The 24,804-nt window shown below is 71.6% G+C and carries 9 protein-coding genes; 7 read left to right on the top strand and 2 right to left on the bottom strand.

Going from position 1 to position 24,804, the window contains the following annotated elements; all coding sequences use genetic code 11:
* The first annotated feature begins 7 nt into the window (after positions 1-7).
* From MYMAC_RS21285 to MYMAC_RS21255, 7 genes are all read left to right on the top strand, one after another.
* Positions 8-5,560: a type I polyketide synthase gene (locus MYMAC_RS21285; protein ID WP_095959413.1), complete on the top strand. Its 5,553-nt coding sequence runs from the start codon at positions 8-10 to the stop codon at positions 5,558-5,560.
* Positions 5,561-5,567: 7 nt separating this feature from the next.
* On the top strand, positions 5,568-11,063 hold the full coding sequence (locus MYMAC_RS21280; protein WP_095959412.1) for a type I polyketide synthase: 5,496 nt from the start codon (positions 5,568-5,570) through the stop codon (positions 11,061-11,063).
* A complete protein-coding gene (locus MYMAC_RS21275) occupies positions 11,060-15,385 on the top strand; it encodes a non-ribosomal peptide synthetase (protein ID WP_095959411.1) in 4,326 nt (1,441 codons plus the stop codon). The genes MYMAC_RS21280 and MYMAC_RS21275 overlap by 4 nt, the downstream gene beginning before the upstream one ends.
* Complete coding sequence (locus tag MYMAC_RS21270; protein ID WP_095959410.1) at positions 15,385-16,464, top strand: patatin-like phospholipase family protein; 1,080 nt, start codon at positions 15,385-15,387, stop codon at positions 16,462-16,464. The genes MYMAC_RS21275 and MYMAC_RS21270 overlap by 1 nt, the downstream gene beginning before the upstream one ends.
* Before the next feature lie 48 nt (positions 16,465-16,512).
* A complete protein-coding gene (locus MYMAC_RS21265) occupies positions 16,513-17,646 on the top strand; it encodes an ArsA family ATPase (RefSeq protein WP_095959409.1) in 1,134 nt (377 codons plus the stop codon).
* Positions 17,646-18,131, top strand: coding sequence for a hypothetical protein (locus MYMAC_RS21260; RefSeq protein WP_204816851.1), 486 nt, complete (start codon positions 17,646-17,648; stop codon positions 18,129-18,131). Before MYMAC_RS21265 ends, MYMAC_RS21260 begins: the two co-directional genes overlap by 1 nt.
* Before the next feature lie 75 nt (positions 18,132-18,206).
* Positions 18,207-23,744 (top strand): type I polyketide synthase, encoded by a 5,538-nt coding sequence (locus MYMAC_RS21255; RefSeq protein WP_095961649.1) that lies wholly within the window; start codon positions 18,207-18,209, stop codon positions 23,742-23,744.
* A 4-nt stretch (positions 23,745-23,748) separates the two neighbouring features.
* Here MYMAC_RS21255 and MYMAC_RS21250 read toward each other — a convergent pair whose 3' ends face one another.
* Entirely contained in the window at positions 23,749-24,015 is a 267-nt protein-coding gene (locus tag MYMAC_RS21250; RefSeq protein ID WP_095959407.1) for an acyl carrier protein, read from the bottom strand.
* Entirely contained in the window at positions 24,012-24,800 is a 789-nt protein-coding gene (locus MYMAC_RS21245; RefSeq protein ID WP_095959406.1) for a thioesterase II family protein, read from the bottom strand. The genes MYMAC_RS21250 and MYMAC_RS21245 overlap by 4 nt, the downstream gene beginning before the upstream one ends.
* Positions 24,801-24,804: the final 4 nt, after the last annotated feature.

Below are 24,804 nucleotides of genomic sequence, written 5' to 3'. Positions count from 1 at the left end.
CGAATCGATGTCAGCGCAAGGAAGCGATACGAGCTACGGCGAGCTGATGAAGCGCGCGCTCCTGAAGTTGCAGGAGGCGCAGTCGAAGCTCGATGCCCATGAGCAGGAGCGGCACGGCGCCATCGCCATCGTGGGGATCGGCTGCCAGTTCCCCGGCGGCGTCACCAGTCCCTCGGACTACTGGCGCCTGCTCTCCGAGGGGGTGGACACCGTCACCGAGATTCCGGCGGACCGGTGGAGCGCGGACAGCTTCTTCCACCCCGACCCGGACCATCCGGGAGGCATCTACACGCGCCACGGCAGCTTCCTGCGGGACATCGACCAGTTCGAGCCGCGCTTCTTCGGCATCTCCCCGCGCGAGGCGGCGCGGATGGACCCGCAGCACCGGCTGCTGCTGGAGGTCGCCTGGGAGGCCGTGGAGCGCTCCGGCCACAATCCGGCGGGCCTGAACGGGACGCGGACCGGCGTGTTCGTCGGGATGATGGGGCAGGACTACACGCAGATCGCCACCCAGTCTCCGGAGCTCATCGACGCGCACACGGGCGCGGGCAACGGCGCCAGCGTCGCGGCGGGGCGCCTGTCGTACGCCTTGGGACTGGAGGGCCCCAGCCTCACGGTGGACACCGCGTGTTCGTCGTCGCTCGTCGCGGTCCACCTGGCCATCCGCAGCCTCCGGCAGCGTGAGAGCGACTTCGCGCTGGCGGGTGGGGTGAACCTGGTCCTCTCTCCCGTCGCCACGCTGATTGAGTCGCGCACGCACATGTTGTCGCCGGACGGGCGGTGCAAGACCTTCGATGCCTCGGCGGATGGCATCGGGCGCGGCGAAGGGTGCGGGCTGGTCTTCCTGCGGCGCCTGTCGGACGCGCTCGCGGATGGGGACCCCATCGTCGCGGTGATTCGCGGCTCGGCCGTGAATCAGGACGGGAGGACCAGCGGGCTCACGGTGCCCAATGGGCTGGCTCAGCAGCGCGTCATCCGCGACGCCCTGCGGGACGGTCAGGTGGAGCCCGCGAAGGTGGGCTACGTGGAGGCGCACGGCACGGGGACGTCCCTGGGCGACCCCATCGAGCTGGAGGCGCTCGCGTCCGTCTACTGCGCGAAGACGGGACGGCCGCAGTCTCTGATGGCCGGCTCCGTGAAGACGAACATGGGGCACCTCGAAGGGGCGTCCGGCATCGCGGGGTTGATCAAGTCGGCCCTGTGCCTGGCCAACGAGGAGGTCCCACCGCATCTCCACCTGCGCACGCCCACGCCTCACGTGGACTGGAAGCAACTGGCCATCGAAGTCCCGACGGAGCGCCGCCCGTGGCGGGGGGCGGAGTCTCGCTTCGCGGCGGTGAGCTCGTTTGGCTTCTCGGGGACGAACGCACATGTCGTCCTGGAGTCCGCGCCCCGGCCGAAGCCGCCGGTCCGGGAGCTGGAGCGCCCACGGCACGTCCTGGCGCTCTCGGCCCGGTCGAACGGCAGCCTGCGCCGTCTGGCTGGCGCCATCGCGGAGGCGTTGTCGACGCGGCCCTCGGAGGCGCTCGCGGACGTCTGCCACACGGCGAACGTGGGGCGGAGCGCGCTGGAGGAGCGCGCGGCCTTCACGGCGTCGACCTCCGAGGAGATGGCGGAGGCGTTGCGCGCGTTCAGCCGTGCCGAGCCCGCGTCGCCAGGGGCTGTCGCGGAGGGCCGGAAGGAGGCCGAGCCGCCGCGTGTCGCCTTCCTCTTCACGGGGCAGGGCGCTCAATACGTCGGGATGGGGCGGGAGCTGTTCGACACCCAGCCCGAGTTCCGCCGGGAAATCCTCCGCTTCGAGGCCATCCTCCAGCCGCACCTCGAGCGGCCGCTGACCCAGGTGCTCTTCCACGAGACGGGAGGGGCGCTGGACGAGACACGCTACACGCAGCCCGCGCTGGTCGCGCTGGAGCTGGCGCTGGCGAACCTGCTGCGCGCCTGGGGGCTCCGCGCTGACGCGGTCCTGGGCCACAGCGTGGGGGAGTACGCGGCGGCCATGTTCGCGGGCGTCCTGGAGCCCGAGGTCGGCCTGCCCCTGGTGGCCGAGCGCGCGCGGCTGATGCAGGCGCTGCCGGAGCGCGGCGCGATGCTGGCCGTGTTCGCCGAGTCCTCGCGCGTCCTCCCGCTCATCGCCGCGCATCCACGGGTGACGCTGGCGGCCACCAACGGGCCTCGGAACACCGTCATCTCGGGTGACGCCGCCGCCATCGACGCCGTGGTCCAGGCGCTCGGGGAGGCGGGCATCGAGAGCCGGCGGCTCAACGTGTCGCACGCCTTCCACTCCCCGCTGATGCAGCCCATGCTGGCGGAGTTCGAGCGCGCCGCCGGGCGGGTGGCCTTCCAGAAGCCGAGGCTGCCGCTCATCTCGAACCTGGACGGCCGTGAAGCCGGTGACGCCATCACCCACGCGGACTACTGGGCTCGCCACGTCCTCCAGCCCGTGCGCTTCGAGGACGGAGTCCGGACGCTCCTCCAGCGCGGGGTGCGTGTCTTCCTGGAGGTGGGGCCCAAGCCCTCGCTGTCCAACCTGGCGCGGGACGTGGTGGCGGGCGAGGAGGCGGCGTGGCTGGAGACGCTGCACCCGCGCCGCTCGGACTGGGTGGGCGTGCTCCGCGCGCTGGCCGGACTGTACGCGCGCGGCGCCAAGGTGGATTGGGCGCGCTTCGACGCGGGCCATGGCCGGACTCGCGTGGCCCTGCCGACCTATCCCTTCGAAAGGCAGCGGTACTGGCTGGACGTGGCCGCGCCCTGGACGCGCACGTCGCGCCGCGCCTCGAACCACCCGCTGCTGGGCGCGCGCCTGGAGTCCGCGGCGCTGAAGGAGGGGTTGACGGTCTTCTCCAACGAGCTGTCAGCGGCCTCCGTGCCCTTCGTGTCGGACCACCGGGTGTACGGCAAGGCCGTGGTGCCCGCCGCGGCCTTCGTGGAGATGGTGGCCTCGGCGGCGGCGCAGGTGCTCGGCACGGAGTCCCTGCGGCTGGAGGATGTCTCCCTGCTCCAGCCGCTGGTGCTGCCCGAGCAGCAGGCGCGCGTCGTCCAGACGCTGCTGGAGGACCAGGGCGAGGCGGGCTTCGCGTGCAAGGTGGTGAGCCGGGGCGATGAACGCTCGGACGAGGGGACTGGCGCGCGGGCGGCGTGGGTGACCCATGTGACGTGCCGGGTGTCGGCGCTGAGCGCCAGGCCGCCCGAGGTGGACCGCGCGGCGTGGAGCCAAAGCTGCGCGACGCCGGTCTCCCTCGACGCGCTCTCCGCCGTCTTCACGCACCACGGGCTCGACTATGGGCCGTCGCTGCGGGTGCTCACGTCGCTCCACCGGGGCGAGCGTGCCGCGCTGTCCTTTGGCCAGGTGGAGGACCGGAGCGGGCACTACCGCATCCATCCGGCCCTGTTCGACGGCTGCCTGCGCACGGCCGCGGCGGTGTCTCAACTCACGGAGGAGGATGCGCTGCACCTCCCCGTGGCCTTGCAGACGCTCGACCTGTACCGGCCGCTGCCGGAGAAGGTCTGGACCCACGCCACGCAGCCGCCCCACGGGGGACAGGAGGGCTTCCCCGCCACGGCGCTGACGCTCTGTGATGAAGCGGGGGACGTGGTGGCGGTGGTGTCGGGCTTCTCGGTGCGCAAGGCCGAGCGCGACGTGCTGTTGCGTGGGCTCGACAACGACTTCCAGGACTGGCTGTACCGCCTCAACTGGACACCGAGCGCCGTCACGGAGGACGCGCACACCTCCGGTGCGCACTGGGCCATCTTCGCCAGTGAGGACGGCTTCGGCTCGGAGCTCGTGCAGGTGCTGTCGCGGCGCGGTGCGCGCTGCACGCTGGTTCGCAAGGGCGAGGCGTTCAGCAGCACGGCTCAGGGCTTCCACGTCAACCCCTCCAGCCCGGACGACTTCGCGCGGCTGGCGCAGGGCTGGGCGCATCAGCCCCCCACGGGCGTGCTGTACCTCTGGGGGCTCGATGACGCGGGCGGTGACGCGGACGCCCGGCTCGATGCGGCGCAGGAGTCCGGGTGCCTGGGCGCGCTGCGACTCACCCAGGCGCTGACGCGGGGAGCGGGGACGCCGCCTCGGCTGGTGCTGGTGACCCGGGGCACGCAGCGCCTGCCCGCGGACACGCATGGCGTGCGCGTCGCGCAGGCGCCGCTGTGGGGCTTCGGGCAGGCGGTGGCGACGGAGCTGCCGGAGCTGCGCTGCCTCCGCATCGACCTGCCCGCGGAGCCTCGGCCCGAGGACCTGGGCACCTTCGTGCGCGCGCTGGCCCTGCCTGACGCCGAGTCCGCCGCGGCCATTCGTGGAGGGAGCCTCTTCACCCCCCGGCTGGAGCGGGCGCGCTCACGAGCGGCCTCGAGCCGGAAGGTGACGATGGTGGCGGACGCGACGTACATCGTCGCGGGCGGCCTGGGCGGGCTCGGCCTGCGGGTGGCGACGTGGCTGGCGGACAAGGGCGCGCGACACCTGGTCCTGCTGGGGCGGAGCGCACCGTCTCCCGAGTCCCGCGCGCGCCTCGATGCGCTGGAGGCGCAGGGCGTGGAGGTGCGGGTCGCCCAGGTGGACCTCGCGTCTCGCGGTGCCATGGCGGAGCTCTTCGCGAGCTTGCGAGACGCGCCGCCCGTGCGCGGCATCGTCCACACGGCGGGCGTCCTCCGGGACGGGACGCTCGCGAACCAGACGCCAGAGCAGTTCCGGGAGGTGCTGGCCCCCAAGCTCCAGGGTGCGTGGAACCTGCATGCGCTCAGCGAGGGCCTGGCGCTGGACTTCTTCGTCTGCTTCTCGTCGGCCGCCTCGCTCATCGGCTCTCCGGGGCAGTCGAATTATGTCGCCGCGAATGCCTTCCTCGACGCGCTCGTCCACCTGCGCCACGCGAAGGGCCTGCCCGCGCTGACCCTCAACTGGGGCTCCTGGGCGGAGACGGGCATGGCGGCGCGGTTGGAGCGCGCGGCGTCGGCGCGGCCGGGGGCGCAGGGCTTCGGCTCGATTCCCGTCGAGCAGGGCCTGGGGGTGATGGAGCGGCTCATGGGCGGCTCGCAGGCCCAGTGGGGCGTGTTCCCGGTGGACTGGGCGCGGCTGGCCGAGCAACTGCCGGGGCTGGCGCGTCAGGCGTTGGTGCAGGGGCTGCTCGGGAGCGTGCCTCGGCGGGTGCAGGCGCCGGCCTTCCGCGCGCAGCTCGACGCGGCACCAGCGAACCGCCGGCTGGAGCTGCTGCGTCAGCACGTCTCGGGGCAGGTGGCCGCGACGCTCGGCATGCCGGAGACGGAGCGGCTGGCGGGGAACGAGCGCCTGTTCGAGCTGGGCGTGGATTCGCTGCTGGCCATCGAAATCAAGAACCGGCTCGCCAGCAGTCTGGGGCGGAGCCTCCGTTCAACGCTGATCTTCGACTTCCCCACGGTGAACGGCCTCGTGGCGCATCTGGCCGACGAGCTGGGCCTGGGGACCGAGGCTCAGAAGAAGCAGGAAGCATCGCAGGAGGCGCAGGGCGCGCTCTCCGCGGAGATTCAAGGGCTGTCAGAGCAGGAGCTGACGTCCCTCATCGACCAGGAGCTGGAGAGCGCGCTCACCAGATGAGACCCTGATGGCGAAACTATCCACACGCATTTCTGAATGGCCTGTCGTCAAGCTCGCGTACCTGGCGAGCCAGCTTCGCTCGAAGAAGGAGCTGCTGGCGGCCGAGCCCATCGCGGTCGTTGGCATGTCCTGCCGCTTCCCTGGCGGCGGTGAGCTGCCAGAGACGTTCTGGGAGATGCTGGCCGCGGGCCGGGACACGACGCGGGAGGTGCCCTCCTCGCGCTGGGACGTCGACGCGTTCTACGACCCCACGCCCGGTGTCCCGGGAAAGATGTACACGCGCCGGGGCGCCTTCATCGACGGCGTCGACCTGTTCGACCCTGGCTTCTTCGGCATCACGCCGCGTGACGCCAAGGGCATGGACCCGCAGCAGCGCATGTTGCTGGAGGAGTGCTGGCGGGCCCTGGAGCGCGCGGGCATCCCGCCCGCCGGGCTCGCTGGGAGCCGCACCGGCCTCTTCCTGGGGCTGATGCACAACGACTACAACCTGCTGGGCATCACCGAGGACATGGAGTTCCACTCGGCGTCGCTCAACTACCCGTCCGTCGCCGCGGGGCGCATCTCCCACACGCTGGGCCTGCAGGGGCCGGCGGTCTCGGTGGACACGGCGTGCTCGTCGTCCGCGGTCGCCATCCACCTGGCGTGTCAGAGCCTCCGCAACGACGAGAGCGACCTCGCGCTCGCCGCGGGCGTGAACCTGAACCTGTCGCCCGTCACGGTGATGGTGGAGTGCCAGAACCGGATGCTCGCGGCGGATGGCCGCTGCAAGACGTTCGACGCGTCCGCGGATGGCTTCGGGCGCGGCGAGGGCTGCGGCGTCGTCGTGCTCAAGCGCCTGTCGGACGCGCTGGCGCAGGGGGATGCCATCATCGGGGTCATCCGGGGCTCGGCCGTCACGCATGACGGACGCAGCAGCGGGCTGATGGTGCCCAACGGACGCTCACAGGAGCGCGTCATCCGGGCGGCGCTGGAGAGCTGCGGCGTGGAGCCGGACCAGGTGGGCTACATCGAGGCCCACGGCACGGGGACGCTGCTCGGGGACCCTATCGAGATGGAGGCGCTGCGGTCCGTCTTCGGCCGCAAGGGCGCGCGCGGTGAGCCGCTGTACGTCGGCTCGGTGAAGACGAACATCGGGCACCTGGAGGCCGCCGCGGGCATCGCGGGGCTCATCAAGGTCCTGCTGTCGTTGCAGAACGAGGCCATCCCCGCCCACCTGAACTTCGAGCGGCCCAACCCGAACATCCGCTGGGATGACCTGCCCGTCACCGTGCCCACGGCCACCCGGCCCTGGCTGCGCGGAGACAAGCGGCGCATCGCGGGCGTCAGCAGCTTCGGCTTCAGCGGCACCAACGTGCACCTGGTGGTGGAAGAGGCCCCGGTGCTGTCCAGGCCCCGCCCGGAGCACGAGCGCCCCGTCCACGTGCTGGCGTTGTCGGCGAAGAGCGAAGCCGCGCTCGAAGCCCTCATGGAGGCGCAGGAGCGCGCGCTGCCCGAGGACGCGTCGGTGCTGGGGGACTGGTGCTACACGGCGAACGCCGGCCGCTCCCAGTTCGAGCACCGCGCCGCCGTGGCCGGCGCCACCGCCGCGGAGCTGCGCGCGAACCTGGCGCGGCTGCGTGAGGAGAAGCTGCGCCCGGAGCGCGAGCCGCTGCGCGGCACGGAGCGCCCCCGGCCTGTCTTCCTCTTCACGGGGCAGGGCGCGCTGCGTCCCGGCGTGGGGCGCGAGCTCTACGAGACCCAGCCGGTGTTCCGGGCCGCGCTGGAGCGCTGCTCCAAGGCGCTGGACGGGCTGCTCGACTGCAAGCTGGAAGCGCTGCTCTTCGGTGACACGTCCGCGACGCTCCTGGAGGACACGCGCCACGCGCAGCCCGCGCTGGTGGCGCTGGAGTTCGCGCTGGCGGAGCTGTGGGCATCCTGGGGCGTCACGCCGTCGGCGCTCATCGGGCACAGCCTGGGGGAGTACGCCGCGGCGGCCGTGGCGGGGGTGTTCAGCATCGAGGAGGCCCTGCGGCTGGTGGTGACGCGCGCGCGGCTCATCGGCGACCTGCTGGGCGCCGGGGCGATGCTGACGGTCTCCGCGCCGCTCGACACGGTCCGCGGCGCCATCGCGCCCCATTCCGGCGCGGTGTCCCTGGCGGCCATCAACGGCCCCGAGGACGTGGTCGTCTCGGGAGCGCCGGACGCCATCACGGAGGTGGAGGCGGCCCTGGGACGCCAGGGCCTCCAGACGAAGCGCCTGCGGATGACCCACGCGTTCCACTCCACGCAGATGGAGCCGGTGTTGAAGCCGTTCGCCGAGGCCTTCCAGGGCGTGACGTTGGCGGCTCCGCGCATCCCGTTGGTCTCCACGCTGGAGGGCCGGCGTGTCGGCGACGAAATCGCCCGGCCGGAGTACTGGTGCCGTCAGTTGAGGGAGCCCGTGGCGTTCGCCCAGGGGCTGGAGGCGCTGCGCGCGGAGGGGCACCGGACGTACCTGGAGCTGGGGCCCGCGCCCATCCTGGCGGGCATCGGCCGCAGGAACTTCCAGACGGCGGAGGAGCTGTCCTGGCTCCCCAGCCTGCGCCCGTCGGCGGGGGAGACCGCGCAACTGCTCGCCAGCCTCGCGGAGCTGTACATGCGCGGCTTCGACGTGGATTGGGCGGCGTTCGACGCGCCCTTCGAGCGCCGGCCGCGCTGCCTGCCAACCCATCCGTTCCTGCGTGAGCGCTACTGGATGGACTCGAAGGGCCCCGCGGGGCACCGCGCCTACTCGGCGGCTGACGACGCCGCGCGAGGCGAGGCGCATCCGCTGCCGGGGACGCCGCTGCCGCTCGCGGGCGCGAAGGAGGCACGCTTCGCGGCCCGGCTGAGCACGCACGCGCCCGCCTTCATCGAGGAGCACCGCGTCCTCGGAAACGCCGTGCTGCCGGCCGCCTGCTACGTCGAGATGGCGCTCGGCGCGGCGCACCACGTCGCTCCGCCGGGCCGGCCCCTGGAGCTGACGGCCATCGAGCTGGAGCGGGCGCTGGTCTTCACGGAGGGACAGGCGCAGGACGTCCAGACGGTGTTGTCGCCCGAGGAGGGCGGCTCCCGCTTCGAAATCCACGGACAGGCCACGGGGGGCTCGGACCGCGCCTGGTCCCGGTTGGCCCAGGGGCGGGTCATCGAAGGGCGCACGCGTCCGGACACGGTGCCGCTGGCGTCGGGGCTGCTGCCGGAGTTCCCCAGGGAGGGTTCCGTCCGCGCGCTCTACGAGATGATGGCGCGTGGGGGCTTGGAGTACGGCCCGTCCTTCCGAGGCATCGACGCGCTGCGGTTCGGCGAGGAAGGGTGCCTCGCGCACGTGAGGCTCCCTGACGCGCTCGTCATCGGGCTGGGGGACTACTGGCTGCATCCGCTGCTGCTCGACGCCTGCTTCCAGACCGCGGCCGCGGCCTTCACGGGAGGCGACGCGCAGGTGACGGGAGAAGGGCAGGGGCGCATCCCCATCGCCATTGAACGGCTGCGCTGGTTCAAGCGGCCCGGCAGCAGCATCTGGGTGCACGCCCGAGCGGGCGCGCGGGCGTCGCTCGCGGAGGGCCTGGCGAGCGCCGACCTCCGCATCCTCGATGAGGACGGAGCGGTCGTCGCCGAGGTGGAGGGCCTGCTGCTGAAGCAGGTCGACCGTCGCGCGTTCCAGGCGGCCTTCTCTGCCGCGACGCAGGAGCTGCTCTACGAGCTGGCGTGGCGGGAGCAGCCCGCGCCCACCGCGCGTGACCAGGTCGCGACGCAGGCCGGCTCCTGGCTGCTGCTGGTGGACTCCGAAGGCCTCGCGCGGGAAGTCCAGGCGCTGGCGCGGCAACGCTCCTGGCGCTGTGTGGTGGCGACACCCGGCGCGGGCTACGCGTGCGTCGACGCCGGCCACTATCGGCTGGACCCGCACGACGCCGCGCACTTCGACCGGCTGCTCCAGGACGTCTCCGCGGACGGCGCGGCGCCCACGGCGGTGGCCTGCCTGTGGGGGATGGGGGACCGTTCTCCCGAAGCCCGCTCCGGTGAGCTGACGGCGAGCACCGTGGGGGCGCTGCACCTGGTGAAGGCGTTGGCGCGGGCCACCTGGGCGCACCGGCCCGCGCTGTGGATGGTGACGGAAGGCGCGGTCGCCGCCACGCCCACGGACGCGGTGGAGGGCTTCGCGCAGGCGGCGCTCTGGGGCTTCGGCCGCGCGGCGGCCATCGAGCACACGGAGCTTACGTGCCGCATGGTCGACCTGGAGCCGGGCGCCGAGGCCCTGGAGCGCTTGTTCCACCTGATGGCGCAGCCGCCCCAGGAAAACGTGATGGCCGTGCGCGGTGGCCGGCTCCTGGGCGCGCGGCTCGTGCGCCCGGGCAAGCCGTCCGGCGGCGCGGCCCCCGTGCGCATCCAGCCGGAGGGCGTCTACCTGGTGACGGGGGGCCTGGGGGCGCTGGGGCTCGCGACCGCGGAGTGGCTGGTGGGGGCGGGAGCCCACCACCTGTTGCTGGTGGGCCGCGGCGGGCCCTCCGACGCGGCGAACGAGCGGCTCGCGGCGTTGACCGCGCGGGGCGCCGACATCACCGTCGCGCGCGCCGATGTCTCACGCCTGGAGGACGTCCAGCGCCTGGTGGCGGGGGTGGCCGAGCGGGGACAGCACCTGCGCGGCGTCATCCACACCGCGGGTGTGCTGGAGGACGGCGTCATCCTGCACCAGGACCGGGAGCGCTTCTCCCGCGTGTTCGCGCCCAAGGTGCGAGGCGCGCTGAACCTGCACCGCGCCACGGTCGGCCTGCCGCTGGATCTCTTCGTCATGTACTCGTCCGCGGCCTCGCTGGTGGGCGTCGCGGGGCAGTCCAACTACGTGGCGGCCAACAGCGTCCTGGATGCGCTGGCGCACCACCGGCGCCACCAGGGGTTGCCTGCGCTCAGCCTCAACTGGGGCCGGTGGGCGGGGGCGGGCATGGCCGCGAAGAGCGCGGAGGCGTCGGACGCCGCCAGCCTCGCCCCCGAGGTGGCGCTCCAGGTCCTGGAGCAGCTCCTGGAGCAGGGGGCCGTGCAGATGGGCGTGGTGCCCTTCAGCGTCTCCTCGCTGGAGTCAGGGCCTTCGCCCGGCCATGGCCCCCTGTTCTCCGAGCTCATGCTCCGTGAGCAGGCCCGGTCCGCGGGGGCTTCGCGGCTGCAGGAGCTGGTGGACGAATTGAAGCGCGCGGACGGCGAGCGCCGGCGCGCGTTGCTGACGCGGTACGTGCAGAGCCGGCTGGGGCCCTTGCTGGGCTTCGCTCCGGACCACGAGGTCCTCCAGAAGAAGATCTCCCTGAACGAGATGGGGCTCGATTCGCTGCGCGCGGTCGAGCTGAAGAACCGCATTGGCCGCGAGCTGGGCGTGGACCTGCTCATGGCGCGGTTCATCGACGGCACGACGCTCGACGGCATCGTCGACGCGTTGAGCAACCAGCTCGAGCTCAAGGAGCTGCTCGCGCGTGCTCCCGCGGCGGAGGCCGCAGCCGAAATCGAGGAGTTGACGGTATGAACCTGGGGGAACTGCTCGCCGAGCTGAATCGGCGAGGCCTTGAAGTCCGGGTCGAGGGAGAGGCGCTGAGGCTCCGGGGGCCGAAGGGCGCCGCCAGCGCGGAGCTCCGGCAGGCCCTGGCGGAGCACAAGCCGGCGCTGCTGGAGCTGCTGCGCGCGCATGACCAGGGCCAGGGGGAGGCGCCCATCGTCCCGGTGCCGCGCACCGGCCCCGCGCCGCTCTCCTATGGGCAGACGCGGCTGTGGTTCCTCGACCGGCTGGAGCCCGGCGGCACCGCGTACAACCTGATGCTGGCGCTCCAGGTCGAAGGGCACCTCGACGTGGCCATCCTGGCGCGCTGCTTCACCGAGGTCATCCGCCGCCACGAGATTCTGAGGACGCGCTACGCCGAGCATGCGGGCGTCCCGGTCCAGATTGTCGACCTGGAGCCCCCGCTCGACTTCCGCGTGCTCGACGAGCGAGACGTGCTGGCCGCCGAGCCCGGAGGCGTGGAGGCGTTCCTCCTGCGCGAGGGCAGGCGGCCCTTCGACCTCGCCACGGGCCCGCTGCTGCGCTTCCTGGTGATTGAGCGGGGCGCCCAGGGCCAGTACCTCCAGCTCTGCCTGCATCACATCGCGGCGGACGTGTGGGCCCAGGCCATCCTGGTCCGCGAAATCGTGACGCTGTATGGCGCCTTCGCCAGCGGTCAGCCCTCGCCGCTGCCGCAGCTGACGCTCCAGTACTCCGACTTCGCCGCCTGGCAGCGGGACTACCTGCAAGGCGACGTGCGGCGGAAGCTGGTGGATTACTGGCGCAAGAAGCTGGAAGGGGCGCCGCCGCTGCTCGAGCTGCCCACGGACCACGCGCGTCCCAAGGCCCCGACGAACCGCGGCGGCGAGGTCCGCTTCGAGGTGGGCCCCGAGCTCACCGCGGCCCTGAAGGCCCAGAGCCACGCGGCGCGCACCACGCCCTTCGTGGGGATGCTGAGCGCGTTCTTCGTGCTGCTGCACCGCCTCACGGGGCGTGACGACCTGGTGCTGGGCGCCAACTCCATCAACCGGAGCCGCACGGAGCTGGAGCCCCTGGTGGGCTTCTTCGTGGACAACCTGGTGATGCGCGTGGACCTGGGGGGCGACCCCGGCTTCGCCACCGTCCTGGAGCGCGTGCGCGAGACGGTGCTCGACGCCTTCGCCCACCAGGACCTGCCCTTCGACCTGCTCGTGGAGGAGCTGCGCCCGGCGCGGAGCCTGGGCTTCAACCCGCTGTTCCAGGTCGTGTTCGCCTGGGTGCGCGCTTCCTCCGAGGCGCAGGCGGAGACGGGGCTGCGCATCCGGCCGCTCGAGTTCGAGGCGAACACGTCGCGCTTCGACCTCAGCCTCTTCGTGGACGACCACGGCGACCGGCTGTCGGCGCGGATGGTGTTCAGCCGGGACCTCTTCGAGCAGCGCACCATCCAGCACTACGTGGACTGCTTCCAGGTGCTGCTCGCGGGGCTGGTGGCGGAGCCACAGCGCCCCGTGGGAGCGCTGCCGATGCTCCACGCGGAGGACCGGCGGCGCGTCCTCCGGCAGTGGAACGACACCGGGACGCCCACGGAGGAGGCGGTGTGCCTCCACGCGCTCATCGAAGCCCAGGCGCTGCGCACGCCGGACGCGGTGGCCGTCGTCGTGGACGACTGGGAGCTGACGTACGGCGAGCTGGACCAGCTCAGCGACCGCGTCGCCGCGGCGCTCCAGGAGCTGGACGTGGGCCCGGAGGTGGTGGTCGGCGTCTACCTCGACCGCTCCCCGGAGCTCATCGTGAGCCTGCTGGGCGTGCTCAAGGCGGGCGGCGCGTTCCTCGCGCTCGACGTCGACGAGCCCGCGGACCGGCTCCGCCACATCGTCGCGGATGCCCGGCCCCGGGTGCTCATCTCCACGGAGAAGCGCTCCGAGCGCCTCTGGGGCATGGGCGGCTTCGTCACCCTGCACGTGGATGATGGCTACCGGGACATGCCCGCCGCTCCCGGCCAGCAGCTTCGCCGCGACGTGCTCCCGGACCAGCTCGCTTACATCCTCTACACGTCGGGTTCGACAGGCCGGCCCAAGGGCACGGAGCTCACCCACCGGAGCATCGTCAACTACCTGCGCTGGAGCGTGGAGGCTTACCGGCTCCGCGAGGGGACGGGCAGCCCGGTGATTGGCTCCGTCAGCTTCGACGGAACCCTGACGAGCCTCTTCGCGCCGCTGCTCGCCGGCCGCGCGTTGTTCCTCGTGCCGCGCGGGCGGGAGATCGACGTGCTGACGTCCCGCGACTACGCGGAGCAGGGCTTCAGCTTCATCAAGATGACGCCCTCTCACCTGCGCGCCTTCAACGGCCTGGGCCGCACGCGCGAGGTGCTGGGACGGACCCACGCGGTGGTGCTGGGTGGGGAAGGGCTGCACGGCGTGGACCTGGCCGCGTGGCGAGCGCAGGGCCTGCCCACGCGGGTCATCAACGAGTACGGCCCCACCGAGGCCGCGGTGGCCTGCTGCTTCGAGGCGCTCCTCCCGGAGGGCGCGCCGCCGCCGGAGCGCGTGCCCATTGGCCGGCCCATCCCGCACATGCGGCTGTACATCCTGGACCGGCACCTGCAGCCGGTGCCCGTCGGCGTGGCCGGGGAGCTGTACATCGGCGGCGTCGGGTTGGCCCGGGGCTATCTGCGCCGCCCGGACCTGACGGCCGAGCGCTTCGTCCCCAACCCCTTCGAGCCGGACACGGCGGGGCCTGGAGGCTCGCGGCTCTACCGCACCGGCGACCACGCCCGGTACCTGTCCGACGGCCGCATCGAGTACCTGGGCCGCCAGGACGACCAGCTCAAGATTCGAGGTCACCGCGTCGAGTCCGGCGAGGTGGAGGCCGCGCTGGGCGGGCACCCCGACGTGGTCCAGGCCGCGGTGGTGCTCCAGCGTCCTCCCGGTGGGGCGCCGCGCCTGGTGGCCTACGTGCAGCCGCGGACGCTGGAGCGCCCGGACGACGGTGACCTGCGGGCGGCGCTGCGGCAGTCCCTCCGCGAGGTGCTGCCCGAGTACATGCTGCCGGAGGTCATCGCGCTCCTCCCCGAGCTGCCGCTGACGCCCAGCGGGAAGATTGACCGCAAGGCCCTGCCGCCCGTGGTGTCGGAGACTCCCACGGCCAGTGGGCTGGTCCGCACGGTGGCGCGGACCGGGACGGAGCAGCAGCTCCAGGCCCTCTTTGGCGAGCTGCTGGGCTTGAGCACCGTGGCGCCCACCGACAGCTTCTTCGAGCTGGGCGGACACTCGCTGCTCGCCGTCACGCTCATCTCACGCATCTCCGAGAAGCTGAACATCGAGGTGCCCCTCAACGAGGTGTTCGACCGGCCCACCGTCGAGTCCCTGGCGAGCTGGATTGATGAACACGCCGGGAAGGTCACCGCGTTGATTCGCCAGCTCCCGCCCTGCGTGGTGGCGCTGAAGCCGCTGGGGCGAAAACCGCCGCTGTTCCTGGCCCCGCCCTCCGCGGGCAGCCCGGCCGTCTACGTCACCCTGGCCCGGCACCTGGACGCGGAGCAGCCCGTGTTCGGCTTCCAGATGCCGGGCGTGATGGACGACCAGCAGCCGCCGGAGACCATCGAGGACACCGCCGCGCTCTACGTGGCGGCCCTGCGGCAGGTCCAGCCGCGCGGCCCGTACCGCATCGCGGGGTGGTCCTACGGTGGACTGGTCGTCTGCGAGATGGCCCGGCAGTTGGAGGCGCTGGGCGAGCAGGTGGCCCTGCTGGGGCTGATTGACGGCGCGGCCCTGGACCGGCTGGCGGCGCACGACGGCACGCCCCAGGAGATCCCCGCGGGCTCCCAGCTCCTCAAGGTCCTGGGCGAGGCCCAGATGCCGCGCGACTACGCGAGCCTGCGATTGATTGGGGAATGGATGGGCATCAGCCTCCCCGAGACATGGACAGACCTGCTTCGTCGGGGTACGGATGGTCAGTATTCATACCTGTGGCGTTTCTTGCGAGACAGCGCGCTGACGGCCCGGAATTTCCTGTCAACACGGCGCTCTGAACAACTCTATACGTTCTCATCCTACGGCGGCGCCGCCACACTTTACAGGACGGGTCCCGTGACAGTCGGCGGCGATCCGCTCGTCGACAGTGTGCGCAGGTTCGCGCTCGCGGGGACGGAGGTGATACCGGTTCCCGGTAATCACATGACACTCATCATGGATGAGCGGAATGTCGTCGTGCTTGCAAATGAAATACAGAAATGCCTGGATAGGGTTCTGACTGTCCCGCCAATCGCAGAAGTGTCTCGGGCGGAAATGCCAGCACCGGGGCTGGCTGCGCAGCTCCCCATGGAGGTCATGTAATGCCGCACCGAGTCCTTACAATGGATGGTACGTCTATTTCTGGTGGCGAGGGGTACGTCACCGCGGGATTGCTCAAGTCGCTCAGGGAGACGCTGACCAGCCGCGGCAGTGGACAGTCCCTGCTGAATGACGTGGAGCTGTTCTCCGGGACGTCCGCGGGCTCCTTCAACGCCGCGTTCTTCGCCACCTATGAGAACCCCGACGACGCCTTCCCCAAGATCCTCGACTTCTGGGGTGAGGTCGTCCAGATGAACCGCAAGGCGGTGTCGCTGGGGCGGACCGCCATGGCGCTGACGGGCAACGCCGCGCTGCTCGACTCCAGCTACATGCGCGACTTCTTCTGCAGCTACTTCGGCGCGACGCTGCGCCTGGGTGACCTGAAGCGGAAGGTGGCGATTCCGTCCTTCCAGCTCGACGGGCACCGCAAGTCGCTGCGGACCTGGAAGGCCAAGGTGTTCCACAACACCGGGCCGGACAACGACAGCGACCACAACGAGCTGGTGGTGGACGTGCTGATGCGCAGCGGTTCGCCCCCGCTCTCCTATCCCGTCTACCAGGGCCTCCGGGAGCAGGGCAGCGGCTACGTGGACGGCGGCGTCTATGCCAACAACCCGGCGCTGGTGGCGCTGGCGCAGATCATCAACAACATCACCCGCAAGAGCCGCGACGAGAAGGTGGAGACGCTGGAGACGGAGCCGCCCGACCTGACGAACATCCTGCTGATGTCCGTGGGCAACGGCTGCATGTCTTCGTACCTCACGCCGCACTTCTGCAAGGGCACCGCGAACTGGGGCTTCTCCAAGTGGTTGTTGGACTTCCACGACCCCATGGTGGTCGTGAAGATGATGATGGAGGCCGGCTCGGACGCGGTGGACTACCAGTGCCGCATGATTCTCCGGAAGAAGTACTTCCGGCTGAACCCGGTGGTGGACCAGACGCTCTCCGCGGCGAACCTCCAGCAGGTGGAGTCCACCCTCACCAGCCTGCTGGCCACCCAGTCCACCGTCGGGCAGCTCAACCGGGCCCAGACGTGGCTCGGGAAGTCGGGCTGGCTGGGGGACGCGGCGAAGGCCGCCTAGCGCGAATGGGACACCTGGCACGGACCGCGACGCGAGGGGTGATTTGAGATGACGCGCATCATTCTTGTCTCCGGAAGAGGGGGCGCCGGGAAGACCACGGTGGCGGCCGCCACCGCGCTCGCGGCCTCGCGCCGGGGCCTTCGCACCCTGGTGCTCTCCTTCGACCTGACCCATGGGCTCGGCGCGGCCATGGGCCAGGAAGGCGCGCTCTTCTCCGGGCCCCGGGGCGTCCCCGTGGGCGTCAACGACCACCTGTCCTTCCACGAGGTGGACGTGGGCGAGGAGCTCCGCCGGGGTTGGAACGGAGGCCAGGGCGGCCTGTCCGCGCTCGTGGATGGCGGTCTGGAGCGGGTGAGCGCGGAGGAGGTGGCGATGACGGCCGAGGTGGCCCACGTCGTCATGCTCCTCCGGCTGGGCGAGTACGTCCGCGCGCAGCAGCACGACCTGCTCGTCGTGGACTGCCCGTCCACGGGCGCGGCCCTGCACCTGCTCAACACCGTGCCGGCGATGCGCTGGTACGCGCGCAAGCAGGAGGCGCCCACGCAGCCCGGGCGCAAGGCGCGGCTGTTGGCCGCGAGCCTCCACGGCGCGGACGCGAGCCTGGAGGTTCGCGACCGGCTGAACGCCGTGGACGCGCTGCTGCGCGACCCGACGGTGACGACCTTGCGGCTGGTGACCACCGCGGACACGGTGTCCGTGCAGGAGACGCAGCGGGCGTACACGTACTTCAGCCTGCATGAGCTCGCGGTGGACTGCGTCGTCATCAACCGCCTCGCGCAGGAGGCGCAGCAGCCGCACGTCGAAAGACTCCAGGGCGCGTTCTCGTCGCTCCTGGTGTTGAAGGTCCCGCACCAGGCCGCCGAGGTGGTGGGGGAGAAGCCGCTCGACACCTTCGCGGAGCAGCTCTACCAGGGCGAGGACCCCGTTTCTCTCACGGCCCCGCAGGCTCCCCTGGGCATCCGCAAGGCCGCCGTGGATGCGTACACGCTGGAGGTCCGGCTCCCCTTCGTGGCGAAGAGCGAGGTCGAGCTCACTCGCCGCGGCGCGGAGTTCGTCATCCAGGTCGGGGCCGTCCGGCGCAACGTGGTGTTGCCTCGGATGATTGCACTCCTCCCGACGTCGGGCGCCCACATGGAGGGCGACCGGCTCATCGTGAGTTTTCAAAAGGAAAGAGGTGTCTGATGTCCTCGCAAGATGATCGTTTCCCGAAAAATTCCTTCGGTTCCTCGCCGGAGTACGGCGCGCGGTTCGCCGAGTTCGCCAACGCGGTGATTCCCGGCGGGCGGGGCCTGGTGCAGCAGCTCTTCCGCGCGAAGCAGGAGGCGCTCAAGGGCGTCGCGCACATCCTCGACGCGCAGATCCACGAGCTGCAGCACATCGACGCCGCCATCGAGGACCGGGCGAAGCAGCCGTGTCCGCCGACGTCGGCCCATCCGCCCCGGACCGGCCCGTCCCTGGGCGACGTCTTCCAGAAGGCCAGCGACCTGATCCTCGCGAAGCGGCCGAAGGGGAGCGCGGGCGCCGAGGCCTGCGCCCGGCCCAGCGACCGCCGCGCGCCGCCCGCGGGGGGAGGCGCCACGGACGCCTCCAGCCCGGCCGCGAGCACCACGAGCGAAGCGACGGCCAGCCCCGCGCCGGAACCGGTCGAGAAGATTTCCATCAGCTAGTCGCGGTGAAAGGGGTGGGTCGTGTCGGATGAGTCCATTCGAGTGAGGATGTCCAACGAGGAGAATGCTCTCTCGATGGAGTCGATGACGCCCTTGCAACGGGCGGCATTGGCCATCAAGACCCTCCGGGCGCGCGTGGATGGTCTGGAACGCGCGCGCTCGGAGCCCATCGCCGTCATCGGCATGGGGTGCCGGTTCCCCGGTGGCGCGAACGACCCCAACGCGTACTGGGAGCTGCTGCGCGGCGGCGTCGACGCCGTGACCACCGTCCCGGCGGACCGCTGGGACGTGGATGCGTACTACGCGGAGGACCCGGACGCGGGCTGGAAGATGTTCGTGCGCGAGGGGGGATTCCTCAAGCAGCCCATCGCCGCCTTCGACAGTGAGTTCTTCGGGATTTCGCCGCGCGAGGCGAACTACGTCGACCCGCAGCAGCGGCTGATGCTGGAGGTGTCCTGGGAGGCGCTGGAGGACGCCGGAATCGCTCCCGGCTCCCTCATGGGCAGCGACACGGGCGTCTACGTCGGCTTCCTGAGCAGTGACTACGGGCGCGTTCCCTTCAACGCGGTGCAGACGCGCGACCTGCCGTACATGGGCACCGGCAACGAGCTGAGCTTCTCCGCTGGCCGCGTGTCCTATGTGCTGGGGCTCCAGGGGCCGTCCATGGTGGTGGCGACGGCGTGCTCGTCGGCGCTCGTCTCCGCCCACCTGGCCTGCCAGGCGCTGCGGCAGGGGGAGTGCTCGCTGGCGCTGGCGGGCGGCGTGAATGTGATTCTCCGGCCGGACAACAACATCGTCCTGTCGAAGATGCGGGCGCTGGCGCCGGATGGGCGCTCGAAGACGTTCGACGCCTCCGCCAACGGCTACGGCCGAGGCGAGGGCTGCGGCGTGCTGGTGCTCAAGCGGCTCTCGGAGGCGCAGCGGGACAAGGACCGCATCCTGGCCGTCATCCGGGGCTCCGCGGTGAACCATGACGGGCTCAGTGGCGGCCTGACGGTGCCCAACGGGCCCGCGCAGGAGAAGCTGCTGCGCAAGGCGCTGGAGGCCGCGAACCTCGCGCCCGCGGACGTGAACTACATCGAAGCCCACGGCACCGGCACGCCGCTGGGGGACCCCATCGAGCTGCGGGCGCTGGACGCGGTGCTCCGGCCTGGCCGCGCCGCGGATGCGCCGCTGCTGGTGGGCTCCGCGAAGACGAACCTGGGGCACCTGGAGTCCGCGGCGGGCGCGGCGGGGATGATCAAGGTCGTCCTGTCCCTGGGGCAGAACGAAATCCCGCCGCACCTCCACTTCCGCACGCCCAACCCGGCCGTGGACTGGCAGCAGTTGCAGATCGCCATCCCCACGAAGGTGACGCCCTGGCCCCAGGGCGACAAGCCTCGGGTCGCGGGCGTCAGCGGCTTCGGGCTCAGCGGCGTCAACGCCCACGTGCTCATCGAGGAGGCTCCACCGGCGCCGGCGCGGACGCCGGATGCGGTGCCTCGGCCGCTTCATGTCCTGACGTTGTCGGGCCGGACGCCGCAGGCGCTGAACGAGCTGGCGCAGCGCTACACGCAGGCGCTCGGTGGCCCGGGGCTCGCGGGGCAGTCCCTGGAGGACATCTGCTTCACCGCGAACACCGGCCGCGACGCCTTCCGGCACCGGCTCGCGGTGTTGGGCGGCACCCAGGAGGGCCTGCGGGACCAGCTCAGCGCCTTCCTGGCGGGGCAGACGTCTCCCGCGGTGCTGAGCGGCAAGGCGGAGGGGCAACCCCGCGTCGCCTTCCTGTTCACCGGACAGGGCGCGCAGTGGCCAGGCATGGGCGAGGAGCTGTTCCGGACCGAGCCCATCTTCCGGGACACGCTCCTGCGCTGTGACGAGGTGCTGCGGCCGTTGCTGGGCCAGTCGCTCATCGAGCTGCTGCATCCCTCGGCGCGGGACGCCCAGGCGCGCTCACGGCTGGACGAGACGGGCTTCACCCAGCCCGCGTTGTTCGCGCTCGAGTACGCCCTGGCGCAGGTGTGGATGCAGTGGGGCATCCGCCCGGACTTCGTGATGGGCCACTCCGTGGGCGAGTTCGTGGCGGCCTGCGTGTCCGGCGTCTTCACCCTGGAGGAAGGGCTGGAGCTCATCGCCACGCGCGCCCGCCTGATGCAGTCGCTGCCCGCGGGTGGGACGATGGCGGCCGTGTCCGCGGAGGCGGCGGAGGTGGAGGCGCTGCTGGCCCGGTACGACGGGCAGGTGTCCATCGCGGCGCTCAATGGCCCGCGCAACGTGGTGATCTCCGGGCGCGAGGCCGCGGTCGGCGAATGCGTGGCCGAGCTGACGCGCAAGGGCAAGCGCGCCACGATGCTGCGCGTCTCGCACGCGTTCCACTCCGCGTTGATGGACCCCATCCTCGACGCGTTCTCCCGCGCCGTGGCGAAGGTGAAACTCCAGCCGCCGTCCATCCCGCTGATTTCGAACCTGAGCGGGCGCGAGGCCGGCAAGGAGCTCCTGACGCCCCGGTACTGGGTGCGGCACCTGCGCGAGCCGGTGATGTTCGCCCGGGGCATGCAGACGCTGGAGCAGGCCGGCGTGAAGGCCTTCCTGGAGGTCGGTCCCAAGCCGACGCTGGTGACCATGGGCCAGTCCTGCATCACGAAGGAGGACACGCTCTGGGTGGGCAGCCTGCGGCCGGAGCGCTCCGACTGGCAGCAGATGCTGGAAGGGCTCGCGGCGCTTCACGTCGCGGGCGTGCCGGTGGACTGGCGCGGCGTGGACCAGGGGCGAGAGCGCCACAAGGTCGCGCTGCCCGTCTATCCCTTCCAGCGGCGCCACCACTGGATGGACCTCAACGGGTCGACGTGGGACATCCCGGGCGTCAGCGCGGCGCCGGAAGCAGGGGCGGCGCGAGGCCATCCCCTCCTGGGGCGCCTGCACGCGTCGCCTTCGCAGGTGAAGCAGTTCGAGTCCTCGGTGGGCGCGGCCAGGCCCGCCTTCCTGAAGGACCACGGCGTCTACGGACAGGTTCTGATGCCTGGCGCGGCCTACGTGGAGATGGGGCTCGCGGCGGGGGCGTCGCTCTTCGGCGCGGCGGGCGGGTCGGTGGATGAAATCACCTTCTCGCAGGCCCTCTTCCTCCCGGAGGAGGGGGAGCGCCGGGTGCAGCTCCTCTATTCACCCGAGGGCGAGCGCTCGGGGCGCTTTGAAATCTACAGCCAGGAGGAGCACACGGGCGAAGGTGAGCCCGGGTGGATCCTCCATGCCCACGGCAAGCTCTCCGCGACGGCGCCCGCGCCCGGTGAGCGCGTCGACGTGGAGCGGCTCCGAGCCACGCTGTCGCGCGAGGTGCCCGTGGAGGGTTACTACGCGAAGCTGGGCCAGGCGGGGCTCGCGTACGGCCCCAGCTTCCGAGGCATCCAGCGCCTCTGGCGAGGCGAGCGCGAGGTGCTGGGGCGCCTGTCCCTGTCGGGCAGCGCGGCGGCGGAGGCCGGGCAGTATCTGCTCCAGCCCGCGCTCCTGGACGCGTGTTTCCAGATGGTGGGCGCGGTGCTCGACGAGGAGGGGGACGCCGCGTACCTGCCCGTGGGCGTGGGCCAGGTGCAGGTGCTTCGCGGCGGCCTGGGCGAGGTGTGGGCCCACGCGACGCTGGCGCGGAGTGATGACCCGAAGGGGCCCGGCTTCGTCTGCGACCTCCAGTTGCTCACGGAGGACGGCGAGCGCGTGGCCACCGTGGAGCGCCTGCTGCTCCGGCGCATCAGACGGGAAGAGCTGCTGGGCGCGAAGAGCAAGCGCTACCAGGGCTGGCTGTACGAGCTGGAGTGGCAGGCTCGGCCCTTGGAGGCGCACACGGCGGGCACGGCAGGCACGGGGCAGGCTGGAACACAGTGCCTCCTCCTCGCGGACACGGCGGGCGTGGGCGCGCGCCTCGCCGAGCGCCTGAGCGGAAGCGGCTGGCACGTGGTGACGGTGCCCGCCGACGCACGGACGCCCATCAACGGCCGCGACGCGGCGCTCGCGCTCCTGGGCCGACTGCGCCCGGACGCGACGCAGGGCCCGCTGCATGTCGTGGACTTGTGGAGCCTGGACGGCGGCGAGGACGACGTGCCCGCCCAGGCCCTGGCGCATGGCTCCCGCGTGCTCGCGCTCGCCCAGGCGCTCGTGGAGGCCAAGGGGACGAAGACCTCGCTCTGGCTCGTGACTCGCGGCGCCCAGGCGACGACGGAGCAGGAGCACCTCTCCGACCTGGGGAGCTCCGTCCTGTGGGGCCTGGGCAAGTCCGTCACGCGCGAACATCCGGACCTGCACTGCCGGCGCGTGGACCTGGACGCCAGCGCGCCCGAGCACGAGGTGGCGCTGCTTCACGCCGAGCTGCTGGGCGCGAGCGGCGAGGACGAAGTCGCCCTGCGCGGGACGACGCGCCGTGTGCCCCGGTTGGTGCGGAGCCGGAAGCTGCGGGGGGCCAGCGGCGACACCGCGTTGAAGCCGGACGCGAGCTACCTGGTCACCGGCGGCCTTGGGGGACTGGGGCTCGTCGTCGCGGAGCGCCTGGCGGAGCGGGGCGCCCGTCACCTCGTGCTGATGGGGCGGCGTGAGCCTGGGCCCGAGGCGCGCGCGCGCCTGGATGCGCTGGAGCAGCGCGGCGTCACCATCCACTGCGTGCAGGGAGACGTGGCGGTGGCCGCGGACGTCGAGCGCGTCCTCGCCGGACTCTCCGGCCGGGTGCCGCCCCTGCGTGGCGTCATCCACTCCGCGGGGGTCATCGACGACGGCCTCTTCATGCAGATGACGCCGGAGCGGCTGGCCAGGGCCTTCGCGCCCAAGGTCTCCGGCGGGTGGAACCTCCACCGCGCGCTGCAAGGCACGGCGCTGGACTTCTTCGTCGTGTTCTCCTCGGCGGCGTCGCTCATCGGCTCGGCGGGGCAGGCCAACTACGTGGCCGCCAATGCGTTCCTGGACGCGCTGGCGCGCTTCCGTCAGGCCGAAGGGCTGCCTGCCCTGAGCCTGAACTGGGGGGCCTGGGCGGAGGTGGGCGCGGCCGCGGAGGAGCAGATTCGCCGCCGCATGGAGCAGCTTGGCTTCGGCGTGATTCCGCCAGAGGAAGGGCTCCAGGTCTTCGAGCAGGCCCTGTCGTTGCGTGGGCAGCTCGGCGTCCTCCCGGTGGACTGGGCGGTGCTGGGGCGGCGTGGGCGCTCGCCGCTGTTCGAAGCCTTCATCGAGAAGGCCAGCCCCGCGGCGGGCGAGGGCATTCGTCAGCGCTTGGAGCGGCTGCCGCCCAAGGAGCGGCGCGGTGCCCTGCGCGCGCACGTGGGCGAGCTGGTCAACGGCGTGCTGGGGCGGCCTGTCACGGAGCCGTTGGATCCGAACCAGGGCTTCTTCGAGTTCGGCATGGACTCGCTGATGTCCGTGGAGCTGCGCAACGTCCTTCAGCGGAGCCTGGGCACCTCGTTGCCCGCGACGGTGGCCTTCGACAACCCCACCGTCAACGGGCTGGTGGACTACCTGGCGGCAGAGGTGCTGGGGCTGAAGGAAGACGCGGCGGCGGCCCCCGCGCAGGAGGCGCCAGAGGACGCGGAACTGGAGGCGCTCCTGGCGGACGTCGGCGGCCTGGACGACGAGGCCGTCCAGGCCATGCTGCGACGGGGCCGGTGAGCGGCTACGGCTGCTGCTGCTTGGACTTCGCGTCGTAGACGAGGTCCGCGATGGCGGAGATCGTCTGGAGGTTCTCCACCTTCAGCGACTCCGAGGGCACGGTGATGCCGTACTGCTTCTGGATGAAGCCCATCATCCGGGCGGTCTCCAGCGAGTTCAGCACACCGAGCTCGAGCAGGGGCGTGGAGGAGTCGAGCTCCTCCGCGTCCCCGTCCAGGAGCTCCTCCGCGACATAGCGGGTCAGGTCGTCGAGCAGGTCGTCTCTGTTCATGGCGTTCGGGGTGCTCCGGCTGCGAGTTCGGTGTGGACGGCCTGGACCACCTGGGCCGTCAGCTCGTTGAGGAAGAAGTGGCCGCCTGGGAACAGCTTCATCGAGAAGGCCGCGTGGGTCTGCTGCCGCCACGCTTCGAGCGCGGCTTCAGAGACGCGAGGATCCCGGGTGCCGCCAAAGGCACACAGGCGCATCGGGAGCGGCGCCTCCTCCTGGTAGGTGTAGCTCTCAGAAATCTTCAGGTCGGCGCGGAGGATGGGGAGGATGAGGTCCAGGATCTCCGGCTGCGCCAGGACCTGCTGGGGGATGCCGTCGTAGCGGGCGGACAGCTCACGGATGAAGTCGTCGCGGCGCAGGCCGCTGAGGGGCGGCAGGCCGCTGCGGCGTGACGGCGCCTCGGAGCCCGAGACGAACAGGGTGCCTGGCAGTGGCAGGCCCCTGCGACGCAGCTCGCGCGTCAGCTCGAAGGCGATGAGCGCCCCCAGGCTGTGGCCGAAGAAGGCGAAGGGCACCTCGAAGAGCGGTGACAGCTCGCGCGCGAGCGAATCCAGCAGCCGCGGCAGCTCCTCCACGGAGGGCTCATGGAGGCGGTTCTCCCGGCCGGGAGGCTGGATGGCGCACACCTCGATGTCCGCCTCGGGGAGCAGGTCCGGCCAGCGGAAGTAGGGGAGGCTGCCGGCCCCCGCGTAGGGGAAGCAGAACAGCCGGAGGCGAGGAGACGAAGCGGGCTTGCGGCGGACGAGCCAGGGGGACTCGGCCGCCGCGGTGCTGGATTCTGGAGTCATTGCG

This window comes from Corallococcus macrosporus DSM 14697, from assembly GCF_002305895.1.
Classification (GTDB): domain Bacteria; phylum Myxococcota; class Myxococcia; order Myxococcales; family Myxococcaceae; genus Myxococcus; species Myxococcus macrosporus.
The sequence above is the reverse complement of the archived record's forward strand: the minus strand, read 5'-3'. Positions and strand labels throughout refer to the sequence as shown.

Bases quoted from the DNA above. Each gene is read 5' to 3' on its own strand.
- MYMAC_RS21265 (WP_095959409.1), top strand. From the start codon at position 16,513: ATGACGCGCATCATTCTTGTCTCCGGAAGAGGGGGCGCCGGGAAGACC.
- MYMAC_RS21285 (WP_095959413.1), top strand. From the start codon at position 8: ATGTCAGCGCAAGGAAGCGATACGAGCTACGGCGAGCTGATGAAGCGC.
- MYMAC_RS21280 (WP_095959412.1), top strand. From the start codon at position 5,568: ATGGCGAAACTATCCACACGCATTTCTGAATGGCCTGTCGTCAAGCTC.
- MYMAC_RS21245 (WP_095959406.1), bottom strand. From the start codon at position 24,800: ATGACTCCAGAATCCAGCACCGCGGCGGCCGAGTCCCCCTGGCTCGTC.
- MYMAC_RS21255 (WP_095961649.1), top strand. From the start codon at position 18,207: ATGGAGTCGATGACGCCCTTGCAACGGGCGGCATTGGCCATCAAGACC.
- MYMAC_RS21270 (WP_095959410.1), top strand. From the start codon at position 15,385: ATGCCGCACCGAGTCCTTACAATGGATGGTACGTCTATTTCTGGTGGC.
- MYMAC_RS21275 (WP_095959411.1), top strand. From the start codon at position 11,060: ATGAACCTGGGGGAACTGCTCGCCGAGCTGAATCGGCGAGGCCTTGAA.
- MYMAC_RS21250 (WP_095959407.1), bottom strand. From the start codon at position 24,015: ATGAACAGAGACGACCTGCTCGACGACCTGACCCGCTATGTCGCGGAG.
- MYMAC_RS21260 (WP_204816851.1), top strand. From the start codon at position 17,646: ATGTCCTCGCAAGATGATCGTTTCCCGAAAAATTCCTTCGGTTCCTCG.